Raw genomic sequence first — 13,182 nt, 5'->3', positions numbered from 1 at the left:
CATCCTTTATATCTATGTTTTAAAAGCTCACACCGTCCAGGTCGTTTTTAGTTCTGTCGCTTTCAATTTTAATCACGACTCTGTTCGGCAGACATACTATCATCTGACCGGATCGGCTTACCCAGCCCTGGCGCTCGCAATCTTTATCGGGACATGGCGAATAAAGCATCCTTACCTTATCCTTATCGATTTCCACTATACTTTCCCCTAGGATTCCCGGAACCTTAACCTGGAATTCCGGGCCGTCCTGCCCCAGGGATATCTTCTGGTAAGGTTGTCCATTTACCTCTATGACAGCATAGGTTTTGTCGCTGCCAAAGCCGCACACTTGAAATCCGGCAAATATTAAAGCGGCACTGATCAGTATAAACACTATGAGTACCTTGTCACCTTTTGTAACCATGAAATACTCCTGCCTGCTTTAATCTAAACATAGTGTAACATTTTATTCCAACCAAAACAAGTGGAAAAATTCCCTAAGGAGACAATATAAAAAAAGATTTTATGAAGTAAACCAAAAAACTCCATAAAATCTTCTCATGCATCCCCTGAACCTATTCTTTCACATCATACCCTGCGTCTTGAATTGCTTTTTTTATATCGTCCAAATTTACTTTTGAAGGATCGAAAGATACATTTACTTTGCCAAGACTAACTTCAGCTTCCACTTTGGATACGCCGGGCAAAACTCCAACTGAAGTTTCTATGGCCTTCTTGCAGTGGGCGCAGGACATACCTGCCACATTGAGGGTAATATCCGACCTGATCGGATCGTGACCACAGCAATGAGACATTTTCCCATACCTCCAACATTTTAAATTTATGATTTTAATATCCCCAAAGTAAAAAATTAAATTCAATATACTCTATGGGGGTATATTAATTTTAATTCAATTTAATGACGAAGTCAAGTTGATTATTGTGATTACTTAATCTTGGGAGGAATTTTGATTGTTTATAGCAGTAGCATTTCATTTCAAAGATTTCATTTCAAGCTGTTGAAAAAAATGTTGCACAGGTATAAAATAATGTACAGTAAATCTATCTATTAAATATATTTTTGTGGAGGAGGTTGAATTGATACTTCCTGAAGAAAAGATTTACAGGTACATGAGGCACATTATAATGCCGGAAATCAGCGGTTCGGGTCAGAAAACCCTGTTGGAATCAAACGTGGCTGTATTCGCAAAGTCGGCCCGGTTTGCGGCTACGATGATGTACTACCTGGTATCTTCCGGTATAGGGGGTATAAAATGTTATTTTGATGACTATGAAGATATGGAGCCTCTCATGGAAAAGTTGCGAGATTTAAACCCGGATGTATTGATTGAAAGGATGGAGTTCTCGGAGATAACCACAAAATTTCAAAATACTTATGAAGGCCCCGAAAAAAAGCTGTCGTGCCGTATAATCTTTGGAGATTGTAATTTTATAAAAAACATGATTGACATTACAATGGAGCCATTCAATATTCGTACAAGTTTCACCGCTAAACCACATTATATTCCGACCATTTTTGCCGCAACAGAAAATTGGCGGGGAGTTATACAGACCGTTAAAAATCCCGAAAATGCTTCTCCATTCAACAGCTTATTTTTTGGGCAGACCATTATTTCAACAGACGGGGAAAATAGTCCGACTCTGGGATATTTGTTTTCCTGCTTTCTTGCAGGCACCCTGACCGCAATTGAATCCATTAAACTCTGTCTGAATCTGGGCAATTTGTCGGAAAAACCGCTTTATTTTGATCTCCTGACTATGAATTTTGAGAGGCTCAAAGACAATGACAGTATGGTTTTTAACGGCCCTGCACATCTTCCGTCGGAAAAAAAGACGGATGATATTCAAAAGAAAATGTCCGACGCAAAGATACTCATTGTGGGCACCGGCGGTCTCGGCTCTCCTGCGGCTTATGCATTGGCTCTGGCCGGAGTGGGCACTTTAGGACTTGTGGACAGCGACAGCGTGGAAATAAGCAACCTTAACCGACAGATACTTCATTCCACTTCCCGTATAGGAACTCCCAAAGTAAAATCCGCGGAAGTATTTATCAGAAAGTTGAACCCTGCAGTCAATGTAATTACATATGAAACCCGTTTTACAAAATCCAATGCCCTGCAAATAATAAGGGATTTTGACGTGATAATAGACGGTGTAGACAATCTCCCCACGCGATACCTTTTAAACGACTCCTGCTTTTTTGCAGGAAAACCGCTGGCCGAAGCAGGAGTTCTCAGGTTTGACGGCCTGGGCACGACAGTAGTTCCAAAAAAAGGCCACTGTTATCGTTGTATTTTCCCCGAAATACCGCCGGCCGGCAGTATTCCGTCCTGCTCCGAATCCGGTATACTTGGACCCGTGCCCGGAGTGATGGGATTTATTGAAGCGGTTGAAGCCGTTAAACTATTGACAGGTATAGGAAACACTTTACAGAACCGTTTAATAATATTTGATGCAATGGATCTGGATTTTCGACTCACAAATGTGCGCCGGGATGCAAATTGTCCGCTATGCGGCGAAAATCCTTCGATAAAAGAGCTCATAGAATATGAAATATAAAACTATGCAGCATCATTTGCTGGTGCAGTGGTCTTTCACTCGCATCATCTTTAAATAGTAATTCTTTTTAAAACTATTAAAGGAGATGAGGTAAATGAATAATAAATACAGCAGTATCAATGATTCCATCCTCGATCTCGTCGGTAAAACGCCCATGGTAAAACTGTCCCGTCTTTCGCCGGAAGGAGGCGCCATTATAGCCGGAAAACTTGAATCCTTCAATCCCGGCGGCAGTGTTAAAGACCGTATAGCTCTTAATATGATAAATGCCGCAGAAAAAAAGGGCATTTTAAAGCCCGGTTCCACTGTGGTGGAGCCTACCAGCGGCAACACAGGAATCGGTCTTGCCATGGTTTGTGCGGTGAAGGGGTATAAACTTTTACTTGTTATGCCGTCATCCATGAGCATCGAACGCAGGAAACTTCTAAAGGCTTACGGCGCCGATTTCGTCCTGACGCCTCCAGAATTGGGGATGAAGGGTGCCGTTGATAAGGCAATGGAACTCGTAAGTCGGAACAAAGACTATTTTATGCCCCAGCAGTTTGAAAATCCTGCAAATCCCGCCATACACGAAAAAACTACAGCAATGGAGATTCTGGAACAGACCGGCGGCAAGATCAACGCCTTTGTAGCCGGCGTTGGAACCGGCGGAACTTTGACAGGAGTTGGAAGGGTTTTAAAAAAACAGATTCCGGGTATTAGAGTTATCGCTGTAGAACCTGCCGCTTCTCCCGTGCTTTCCGGAGGAAAGCCCGGCCCTCACAAAATTCAGGGTATAGGCGCAGGTTTTGTACCCGGGGTTATGGATCTTTCGTTGGTAGATGAAGTTGTTACTGTCAGCAACGAAGACGCCTATGAAACCGCCCGTAAACTTGCCGTCACCGAAGGCATTCTGGCAGGCATATCCTCTGGAGCCGCGGTTTTCGCCGCGCAAAAAACGGCGAAAACTTTGAAACCAGGCGATCTGGTAGTGGCCGTACTTCCGGATACGGGAGAAAGATATCTGAGTGTGGAAGATCTATTCTATGAAGAGTAAGATTATGATGCCACTTCATTAATAGTGCGCAGAATTTCTTTTTGGTTCCAGGTTATAACCAAAATGCGCAGGTTGAATAACTTAGAGAATGACCGCGGCAGAAACTCGCCCATAACATGGCATGTTTTCTGCCGCTTTTTTTCATCAGACCATATTTTTGAAATAATCGGCGATTCGTTGGATGTCATGTACCCTTACATCCGAGTTTAATAAAGGCAGATAGATGATAGTTTTTGTGGGAAAGGTGGACTTTATTTCATCCAGGTATTTTTCCTCAAGGGCTTTTCTTGATACCCAGAATTCATCCTTAAAAGATTCAGGCATCACTTTATTTACCACCAAGTAGTTCACCGGTATTTTATATTTATCAAGTATGTTTACAGCTTTTTTCGTCTCTTCGATAGGCAATTTCTCCGGATTCAGCACAAAGACAAAGCTTATCATCCTGTCATCTATCAATATTTTTCTGACTTTCTCCAGGTTCTCCTTTCTTGTACTCAGAATTTTAATGATGGGGTCATCTATCAATTTCCTGGACTTGTCAAAGTTCGCCATTTGCTTAAGTTCCAGCGCTCTTCTGCGCTTGTCCAGCAAACGGTCGAGCCATCCGCCGAGAAGTTCCGGAAGGGATAACAGTCTCAATGTATGACCCGTAGGGGCAGTATCAAAGACTACAGTGTCAAATTCATTTCCATAAGAATTTATTATTTCCACAAATTTATCAAAGATGGCTGATTCCTCGGAACCTGGTGATACTGAAGCCGCATCCAGTTGTTTTTCCACTTCGTCGATTATGACCGGGCTCAAAATAGTGGACATGTTGCATTTGATTTTTTCAATATATTTTTTACTTTCCTGCTCCGGATCGATCTCCAGTCCATACAGGTTCTTTTGTATTTCTTTTATTTCCGGGCCTAAAGGAATTTCAAAAATATCCCCTAAAGAGTGGGCGGGGTCTGTGGAAACAGCCAGGATCTTTTTACCCTTTTGTGCGCAGAGCCACGCAAATGAAGCTGAACATGTTGTCTTTCCCACTCCGCCCTTGCCACCGAAGAACACAAATTTATTCATAGAACCCCCCTCTACAAGCTTATTTTAACAGCAAAAATCTCCCCACCTGTCTCCCAGGACATCTTTCCTCCTTAAAATCCTGTTCTCCCAGCCATCCAGTTCTTGAGCAACATAAGGCAGGATCTCTAAAGTATAATAAGACGTAGGGGTAGGCAAACCCAATAAATCTGGAAACAATAAGAGATAGAAATTATCCGACTCATCCATAGCTTTCTTTTTCAGATGAAAGGTGGCCTGATTTTCCAGGTCAAAAGCCCCTTTAAAGAATAACTTTATATTTTCCAACGAAGTTTTTATTCTGTCAGACTTCATGGTTATTCCACCCCTCCCGGAAAAATTACAGGATTTTGGTGTGTAGTTCTTATTACTCATAAGATAGTTTTCTGTCTAATTTGAATTCTTAGCATAATTATATACCTTTATTTCTTTTATAAGTTAAAACTTTCCCTGAACGGCCTTGTTTTGGCTTTGTCCGGTCAAAAATCAACTCTGAATGGAAGCAGACCGTTTATCCGATCATTTTATAAAAATGGCAATCCAAGGCAGGATGCATACTCATTTGTAGAATGATTTCTGGAACCGAAAAAAATATCACAGCATAATATACTATTGAAAACAGGTATAAATAATGTGATGGGAGGAATCGGTATGAGCAATTTGGATGATTTAAATAGAGACTACCACATGGATATGAAACTTGCCGAGGCCTATGTGCCCATGCAGATATATGGCGACATTTTTGATTTGAGGACAGCGCTATGTTACGGCACGCTTTTCCCCGAATTATACAGGCCGTATCCGAGAAGAACTACAGCGTAAAATAATCTGGAGGTGGACAATATGCCGGGCAACAATATGGTGGAGATGATAAAAGAGATACAGGCAGTGGATTTTGGAGTATACGAACTTGCTCTTTTCCTGGATACCCATCCCGAAGACCGCCAGGCTTTAGACGAACATAATAAACTGGCCAGGATGTCTTATCAGTTAAAGGCCAGTTACGAAGAAAGATACGGGCCGCTGCGGCTGGATTCCTTATCTCAATATCCTTATCAATACATCAATGAACCTTGGCCCTGGGAAATAGTCTATTAAAGATCGGAGGGAAACCGAATGTGGTATTATGAAAAAAAGCTGGAATACCCGGCCAATGTTTCCAGGACGGATATGGCTATGGCCAAATATCTCTTTGCCCAATACGGCGGCCCTGACAGCGAACTTTCCGCTGCAGTAAGGTATCTCACTCAGCGATACACCATGCCTATCCCCCAGGCAAAGGCAGTTTTAACCGATATAGGCACCGAAGAGCTTGCCCACTGGGAAATCATAGGCACTTTAATATATAAGCTCACCGACGGCGCCACGCCGGAACAGCTTCGCAGAGCCGGCATGGGCGACCATTACGCCCAGCACGATCATGCTCCGTATCCCCATGATGCCGCCGGTGTCCCATGGACCGCCGCATATATACAGGCGACCGGTGACCCCATAGCCGACCTGCATGAAGATCTGGCCGCAGAACAGAAGGCTCGCACCGCTTACGAGCACCTGATAAATTTAACCGACGATGCTGGTGTCATAGCTACACTATCCTTCCTGCGCGAACGGGAAGTGGTGCATTTCCAAAGGTTTGGTGAAACTCTCATGCTGGTGAGGGAATATATGAATAATAAGCATATATATTAAACTGAAAGTAAAAATATAAGTATATATACATGTAAAACCGCCGAATTGTCGGCGAACCCCTAACAATCAGATGCAGAACGCCAGATGTCAGATTAGGTTGGAATTTGCGGCTCGCAAATTCCTTCTATTTTTTGATTCTCGACCTTCGCTCCTTTCATTTTGCGGTTTCGGGTTTAAACCTTCTGAGCCTTAGAGCGTTTGTTACCACTGACACCGAACTGAAGGCCATGGCACCCCCGGCTATGGCGGGGCTTAAAAATCCTAATGCTGCAAAGGGGATACCCACAGTGTTGTATATAAATGCCCAGAACAGGTTTTGTTTGATATTCCTCATGGTTGCCCTGCTCAGTTTGATGGCGGTGACGATCCCCCTGAGGTCCCCGCTCATAAGGGTAATATCGGCAGTCTCCATGGCCACATCAGTGCCTGTGCCTATGGCTATGCCCACATCGGCAGCGGCCAGTGCCGGGGCGTCGTTGATGCCGTCTCCCACCATAGCGGTTATCTTACCCTCTTTCTTGAGCTTCTCCACTTCTTTAGCCTTATTCTCCGGGAGTACTTCAGCCAGCACGTGTTCTATACCTACCTGTCTTGCAATGGCACTGGCGGTTCGTTCATTGTCACCGGTAATCATCCATACTTCAATGCCCAGTTTCTTCAGTTCATCTATGGCCTCTTTAGAATGTTCCTTCACGGTATCAGCCACAGCAACAATGCCTTCAATCCTCCCGTCAATGGCCATTATCATGGCGGTCTTGCCTTCGTCTTCTAATTTTGTAAGCAGGTTTTCGATGCCCTCTGTAGGAAGGTTTTGTTTTGCCATAAGCCGCCGGTTGCCGAAATATATCTCTCTACCCTGTATTTTTGAATATATTCCATGGCCGGGTATGGCCTCAAAACTCTCAGGGTCCGGAATATCCATATTTGTAGCCTTCGCTCTGCTTACAATTGCTTCACCCAGAGGATGTTCGGAATTCTTCTCGGAAATGGCTGCGAAGGTTATGAGTTCTTCGGGTTTCATATCTCCCAGGGATATTATATCGGTAACTTCTGGTTTTCCTTTGGTGATGGTTCCCGTTTTATCCAGGACAATGGCCTTTATTTTATGGGAACGCTCCAGATGTTCACCGCCCTTGATGAGCACACCGTTTTCCGCCCCCTTGCCGGTGCCCACCATGACTGAAGTAGGGGTAGCCAGTCCCAGTGCGCAGGGGCAGGCTATGACAAGAACCGAAACCGCATTGATAAGGCCTGCAGTGAAGTTACCAAAGATAAAATACCATACCCCGAAAGAAATGGCAGCGATAACTATTACTATCGGAACGAATATTCCTGAAATCTGATCTGCCAGCTTCTGTATGGGAGCCTTGGAACCCTGAGCGTCTTCCACCATCTTTATTATCTGGGATAGTGCCGTATCCTTTCCGACTTTGGTTGCCTCAAACTTGAAAGTGCCGGTCTTGTTCAACGTGGCACCCACCACTTCGTCTCCCACCTTTTTCTCCACCGGTATGCTCTCACCGGTTAGCATGGACTCATCCACCGATGAATAACCTTCTATTATTTTGCCGTCAAGCGGTATTTTCTCCCCGGGCCTTACCACCACTATGTCTCCCACTTCCACTTCTTCCACTGGAATATCCATTTCCCGATTATTCCTTATTACCCGGGCGGTCTTGGCTTGCAGGCCCATGAGCTTTTTGATGGCCTCGGAAGTCCTGCCCTTGGCCACCGCCTCCAGATATTTACCAAGGGTGATTAGAGTAATGATGACTGCAGATGCTTCAAAGTACAGGTAATTATGAATCATTTCCATAGGCTGTGTAAACACATTATACAGGCTGTAGAAAAATGCCGCCGTGGTACCCATGGCAATCAAAACATCCATATTGGCGTTGCCGTTTTTTAAGTTGTGGTACGCACCCCGGTAATACCTGTAACCTATGAAGAACTGAATAGGAGAGGAAAGTGTTATCTGAAACCACGGATTATCGAGGATCCCTCCAGGTTTTCCCATTATCCTCAAAATCATGGACATGACCAGCGGAGCCGAAAGTATAGCTGAAATAACCACCAGTCGTCCCAGGGTTTTTATTTCCCGATCCCGCTCCTGCTTTTCCCGGTCCGTATTTGCTTCGGTTTTTTCGTAGGCATCATATCCTATATTCCGCACGGCTTTTATCAGATTTTTTACATCTATCTCACTGCTGTTGTATTCTACTGTGGCAGTCTCGGCAGCAAAATTGACGGAGGCATTGTAAACCCCTGGTTGTTTTGCAAGGATTTTTTCGATTCTTGCAGCACAAGAGGCACATGTCATATTTTTTAGACCCAGTTCTACTTTATCCAGGATGACATCATATCCTACATCTTTTATCTTCTGGATAAAGTCACTCGCCGCTGTTCGGCACGAATCATATGTTATATTGGCCTTTTCGGCCGCAAAATTCACATTGACCTGCAAAACCCCAGGCATTCTGGAAATGGCCTTTTCTATCCTGGCGGCACAGGCTGCACAGGTCATGCCTTTTATTTTAATCCCCGTCTTACTTGGTGTATCAGGCATAAAAATCTCCTCCTCCATATACCCCCATGGGGTATTTATTGATTATATTATATTCTTTTTTTATTTTTTGTCAAGGGATGTAAAAATATTATATGTATACTTTAGAGCATTTGATAGTAGATTGATAACAGCCTGGCTGATTTTGTCTTTATCCGCATCAAAATTATAAAGGATGTAACATGTTCATCCCTTCCGACGCATGATAAGAACTCCGTACAAGAGGACCGGAAGCAATATATTTGAACCCCAAATTATATCCTATTTCCTTATACCTTTCAAACTGTTCGGGGATTATATATTCAGCCACTTCTATGTGCTTTTTTGAAGGTCTTAAGTATTGACCTATTGTCATCATGTCGCAGTTTACTTTTCTTAAGTCTTTCATGACATTAATGACTTCGTCCTCGGTTTCACCCAAGCCCACCATGATTCCCGATTTTGTATGAATCTTTTCATCTAATTCTTTTACTCTCTTTAAAAGGCTCAGTGACCTATCATAACTGGCCTGAGGCCGAACTTTCGGGTAAAGCCTCGGAACTGTTTCAACATTGTGGTTTATAATTTCCGGTCGGGCCTTGACCACGGTTTTTATAGACTCCTCATTCCCCCTAAAGTCAGAGACGAGTACTTCTACCGTAAGACCCGGTATTTTTTTTAGTTCATCGATGGTCTTTGCAAAATGAGATGCACCGCCGTCGGATAAATCGTCCCGTGTTACGCATGTGACTACAACATGTTTTAATCTCAGTTTCTCCGCTGCCTCTGCCACTCTCTTTGGTTCATCTTCATCAAGAGGCTCCGGTTGCCCCTTACTTACCGCGCAGAACCTGCAGCCGCGGGTACAAATATTTCCCATGATCATAAATGTTGCCGTCTTTTTGGCAAAACACTCACCGATATTGGGACAATCGGCGCTCTGGCATACGGTGTTTAAAGACATGTCTTTCAAGAAGTTCTGCATCAGCTTTAATTCATCGTGAGAAATCTTAACTTTTAGCCATTCAGGTTTTTGCATCCATATACCTCCTATCCCAAATCTTTCAGTGTTATTTCCTCAATTTCAGTGTTAAATACCTGCTTGAATTTATCAATCATTCTATTCAACACTTCGTCTATACCGACTTTTACTCCCAGTTTTTCCAGTGAAGTTACGCCAAAATTCGTTATCCCACACGGATTTATGAATTTAAAATAGGTTAGGTCTGTATTTACATTAAAGGCTATACCATGCCATGTTATCCATTGGTTTATGGCCGCTCCTACGGCACAAATTTTTTCATCCCTTACCCATACTCCTCTGTATTTATCCTTCCTTCCGGCATCAATTGCATAATCCGCAAGAAGCCTTATAATTACCTCTTCAAGCATATAAACATAAAGATGCACATCTTTCTTCCATTTGTTAAGGTTAAAAATTGGGTATACCACAATCTGGCCCGGACCATGAAATGTAATATTCCCTCCCCTTTCCGTCTGATATATCTCAGCTTTTTTCTCAAGTTCGCCAATCGATATTAATATGTTTTCAAAACCTCCAGCTCTCCCTACAGTATATACGGGAGGGTGCTGCAAAGTTATCAATATTCCATCGGAAAAACCATGTTTTACCTTTTCCCTGGCTTTAATCTGCAAATCCCTTGCTTCCATGTAAGGTGTAAGGCCTAATTTCAATAGCTTGACATCATGCAAGTTTAACCATCTCCTAAAAAATAAATATTTTTTTGTTATCTTTTACGATTACCAGCATGGCCAATCCCATAAGCAACAGATATTCCTACATCATTTCTATGATTAGAAGAATGATCCATTATCCTCTCATTAATGCATTGAATTGTAACCTCCTGCCTGTAAATAATAATTATTAATATTCTGCATTCTTGTAAGTATGCCTTGATATCTCTCGAATTAAATATATTTTTATACTGAACTAAAGTCAAGATATTTTATTTACTTTAATGCAAAAAGTGACCGATTATTTATCGAAGCACTTCACAAAAAATATAATAGCTTGAATGCAATTTAAATCTATGTTAAAGTTTATTAGGAGGTTTATATGCAGGGGGTATTCATGTGCTCGAAAACATATGGGAAAAAATAGACTCCGAACAGGATCTTAACCAGCAGGAACTTTGCAGTTTACTGGCGCTGGAAGATACTGAACAGCTGGAACTTCTATACCAAAAAGCGGATAAAATAAGAAAAAAATACGTTGGAGATGAAGTTCACCTTAGGGGATTAATAGAATTTTCCAATTACTGCAGGAACAACTGTCTCTATTGCGGGATCCGCCGGGACAACAAAAAGATAAAGCGTTACCGCATGGAAATCGACGAAATCCTGGATACCGCCGTTCTGGCAGCAAACATGGGCTATAAGACCGTGGTGCTGCAATCGGGCGAAGATATGTATTACACCACGGATAAGCTGGTGGAACTCATAAGGCTCATAAAAAGCAATGCGGATCTCGCCATTACATTGAGCATCGGCGAGCGCTCCTATGATGACTATGTAAGATTCTTTGAAGCCGGAGCAGATAGGTACCTCATGAGATTCGAAACTTCAAACCCTGAACTTTATGCCAAACTCCACCCTGATTCCAGTTTTGAAAATCGCATGAACATATTGAAATGGCTAAAACAAATAGGTTATCAGACCGGCTCTGGTATAATGATAGGGCTCCCCGGCCAAAGCATTGAAGATTTAGCACAGGATATCCTCAAGTTTAAGGAACTGGACCTTGATATGATAGGGGTGGGGCCATATATTTGCCATCAGGACACCCCTCTGGCGGGAAATCCCAATGGAACTGTGGAGATGACCCTCAAGGTCATCGCATTGACAAGGATAGTTACTAAAAATACTCACATACCGGCGACTACGGCCCTTGCCACCTTAAGGCCTGCTGACGGCAGGGAAAAAGCCCTTCAAGCCGGAGCCAATGTAATAATGCCGAATGTGTCTCCGGTGAAATATCGTGAGTTTTATGAACTATATCCCAACAAAATATGCATCCGGGAAAATGCAAAGCAGTGCAACAACTGCATAAAAAGAAGGATTTTCTCCATAGGTCGGACCATAAGTAAAGGGTATGGACATTCTTTAAAGAAAAAAAATGGATGATGTTGCAGAAAGCCGTTGACCTTGAGCCAACGGCTTTTACTTTTACTTATCATATAATTTGAAAAGTGCCTGGGTACCGCTGTTTTCTTCCCCTTCGGCGGCAAGTTTCTCATATAAAGACAGAGCAAGTTCAAGGCCTGGAACTTCAAGCCCCATCTCTTTTGCCGATTCCAGGGCAATCTTCATGTCCTTTATAAAGTGTTTTATATAAAATCCCGGAGTAAAATCACCCTTTATCATCCTGGGGGCAAGATTGCTCAAAGACCAACTGCCCGCCGCTCCCGACTCTATGCTCTTTAATACCGTCGTCGGATCAAGGCCTGCCTTTTTGGCATAGGCCATGGCTTCGCAAACTCCTATCATTCCTGATGCGATGGCTATTTGGTTGCACATCTTGGTATATTGCCCTGCACCTGGACCCCCCTGTAACACTATATTTTTGCCCATGGCATCAAATACAGGTTTTACCGCTTCAAAAGTCTCCGGATCTCCTCCTACCATGATGGAAAGCCTGGCTTCCCGGGCGCCGATATCACCGCCGGACACCGGTGCATCCAGGGCGTATAGGCCTTTATCTTTGGCCGCATTATAAATCCTTTTTGCGAGCATGGGACTTGACGTGGTCATGTCTATCAGATATGACCCGGGTTTTGCATTATTTATAATTCCCTTTTCGCCCAGGTAGACTTCTTCCACATCCCTTGGGTACCCTACCATTGTTATAATGACATTTGCCTCTTTTGCCACGTCAGCTACCGTATCTTTCCATAGGGCGCCTTGTTTTATCAAATCTTCCGCCTTGGACCTGGTTCTGTTATAAACCAGAACCCTGTAACCTGCCTTCATCAGATTTAAAGCCATGCTCTTGCCCATAACTCCTGTGCCGATAAATCCTAAAACCGCATTATCCTTGTTTAGTTTCATATTACCTCTCCCTATTCCAAGATATAATAATTAGTATATTATTATATTCCACAAAGGATCGCTGTTTCCTTTTTTAATTTTGACAACTTTAATTATAAATGTACCTACCATTAGTTTATAAAGTTCTTAACTTTTTTCTCAAAGACAAATGATTATATTTGAGGTTAATAAAACTAAGTTTCATAAAAAAAAGTCAGAGGTTTGTTCTCTGACTCAAATT

At 42.8% G+C, this 13,182-nt stretch carries 14 protein-coding genes; 6 read left to right on the top strand and 8 right to left on the bottom strand.

The window, feature by feature from the left end:
* Positions 1–19: 19 nt before the first annotated feature.
* Positions 20–403, bottom strand: a complete 384-nt coding sequence (locus AC6I1H_RS16650) for a NusG domain II-containing protein (RefSeq protein WP_497738635.1) — start codon at positions 401–403, stop codon at positions 20–22.
* Positions 404–554: 151 nt separating this feature from the next.
* Entirely contained in the window at positions 555–794 is a 240-nt protein-coding gene (copZ, locus tag AC6I1H_RS16645) for a copper chaperone CopZ (RefSeq protein WP_497738634.1), read from the bottom strand.
* Positions 795–1,077: 283 nt separating this feature from the next.
* Here copZ and AC6I1H_RS16640 point away from each other — a divergent pair, with 283 nt between their 5' ends.
* Both AC6I1H_RS16640 and cysK read left to right on the top strand, forming a co-directional pair.
* Positions 1,078–2,559, top strand: coding sequence for a ThiF family adenylyltransferase (locus AC6I1H_RS16640; RefSeq protein WP_497738633.1), 1,482 nt, complete (start codon positions 1,078–1,080; stop codon positions 2,557–2,559).
* A gap of 94 nt (positions 2,560–2,653) precedes the next feature.
* Positions 2,654–3,595 carry a cysteine synthase A gene (gene cysK, locus AC6I1H_RS16635; protein WP_497738632.1) on the top strand — a complete coding sequence of 314 codons (942 nt, stop codon included), beginning with the start codon at positions 2,654–2,656 and terminating at the stop codon, positions 3,593–3,595.
* A 144-nt stretch (positions 3,596–3,739) separates the two neighbouring features.
* Here the strand turns inward: cysK and AC6I1H_RS16630 are convergent, their stop codons facing one another.
* Both AC6I1H_RS16630 and AC6I1H_RS16625 read right to left on the bottom strand, forming a co-directional pair.
* Complete coding sequence (locus AC6I1H_RS16630; protein ID WP_497738631.1) at positions 3,740–4,666, bottom strand: ArsA family ATPase; 927 nt, start codon at positions 4,664–4,666, stop codon at positions 3,740–3,742.
* Between the two features lie 24 nt (positions 4,667–4,690).
* Positions 4,691–4,978: a DUF7990 family protein gene (locus tag AC6I1H_RS16625; RefSeq protein ID WP_497738630.1), complete on the bottom strand. Its 288-nt coding sequence runs from the start codon at positions 4,976–4,978 to the stop codon at positions 4,691–4,693.
* Between the two features lie 336 nt (positions 4,979–5,314).
* Between AC6I1H_RS16625 and AC6I1H_RS16620 the strand changes: the two genes are divergently transcribed.
* Genes AC6I1H_RS16620 through AC6I1H_RS16610 form a run of 3 tightly spaced genes read left to right on the top strand, consistent with a single transcriptional unit; the run spans position 5,315 to position 6,352 of the window.
* The gene (locus tag AC6I1H_RS16620; protein ID WP_497738629.1) at positions 5,315–5,485 is read left to right on the top strand and encodes a spore coat associated protein CotJA; all 171 of its coding nucleotides are present in this window, start codon (positions 5,315–5,317) and stop codon (positions 5,483–5,485) included.
* Between the two features lie 21 nt (positions 5,486–5,506).
* Complete coding sequence (locus AC6I1H_RS16615) at positions 5,507–5,761, top strand: spore coat protein CotJB (protein ID WP_497738628.1); 255 nt, start codon at positions 5,507–5,509, stop codon at positions 5,759–5,761.
* A gap of 18 nt (positions 5,762–5,779) precedes the next feature.
* The gene (locus AC6I1H_RS16610; protein ID WP_497738627.1) at positions 5,780–6,352 is read left to right on the top strand and encodes a manganese catalase family protein; all 573 of its coding nucleotides are present in this window, start codon (positions 5,780–5,782) and stop codon (positions 6,350–6,352) included.
* 154 nt (positions 6,353–6,506) lie between these two features.
* Here AC6I1H_RS16610 and AC6I1H_RS16605 read toward each other — a convergent pair whose 3' ends face one another.
* The 3 genes from AC6I1H_RS16605 to lipB all read right to left on the bottom strand — a co-directional run bounded on the left by AC6I1H_RS16605 (position 6,507) and on the right by lipB (position 10,607).
* Positions 6,507–8,918, bottom strand: a complete 2,412-nt coding sequence (locus AC6I1H_RS16605; RefSeq protein WP_497738626.1) for a heavy metal translocating P-type ATPase — start codon at positions 8,916–8,918, stop codon at positions 6,507–6,509.
* 163 nt (positions 8,919–9,081) lie between these two features.
* Positions 9,082–9,933: a lipoyl synthase gene (gene lipA / locus AC6I1H_RS16600; protein ID WP_497738625.1), complete on the bottom strand. Its 852-nt coding sequence runs from the start codon at positions 9,931–9,933 to the stop codon at positions 9,082–9,084.
* A gap of 11 nt (positions 9,934–9,944) precedes the next feature.
* Positions 9,945–10,607 carry a lipoyl(octanoyl) transferase LipB gene (gene lipB, locus AC6I1H_RS16595; protein ID WP_497738624.1) on the bottom strand — a complete coding sequence of 221 codons (663 nt, stop codon included), beginning with the start codon at positions 10,605–10,607 and terminating at the stop codon, positions 9,945–9,947.
* A gap of 381 nt (positions 10,608–10,988) precedes the next feature.
* Here lipB and hydE point away from each other — a divergent pair, with 381 nt between their 5' ends.
* The gene (gene hydE, locus AC6I1H_RS16590) at positions 10,989–12,038 is read left to right on the top strand and encodes a [FeFe] hydrogenase H-cluster radical SAM maturase HydE (protein ID WP_497738623.1); all 1,050 of its coding nucleotides are present in this window, start codon (positions 10,989–10,991) and stop codon (positions 12,036–12,038) included.
* Positions 12,039–12,080: 42 nt separating this feature from the next.
* Here hydE and AC6I1H_RS16585 read toward each other — a convergent pair whose 3' ends face one another.
* Entirely contained in the window at positions 12,081–12,962 is an 882-nt protein-coding gene (locus tag AC6I1H_RS16585) for an NAD(P)-dependent oxidoreductase (RefSeq protein ID WP_497738622.1), read from the bottom strand.
* Positions 12,963–13,182 lie beyond the last annotated feature (220 nt).

This window comes from Biomaibacter sp. TOL, from assembly GCF_059717795.1.
This window is presented reverse-complemented; position numbering and strand designations above follow the sequence as displayed.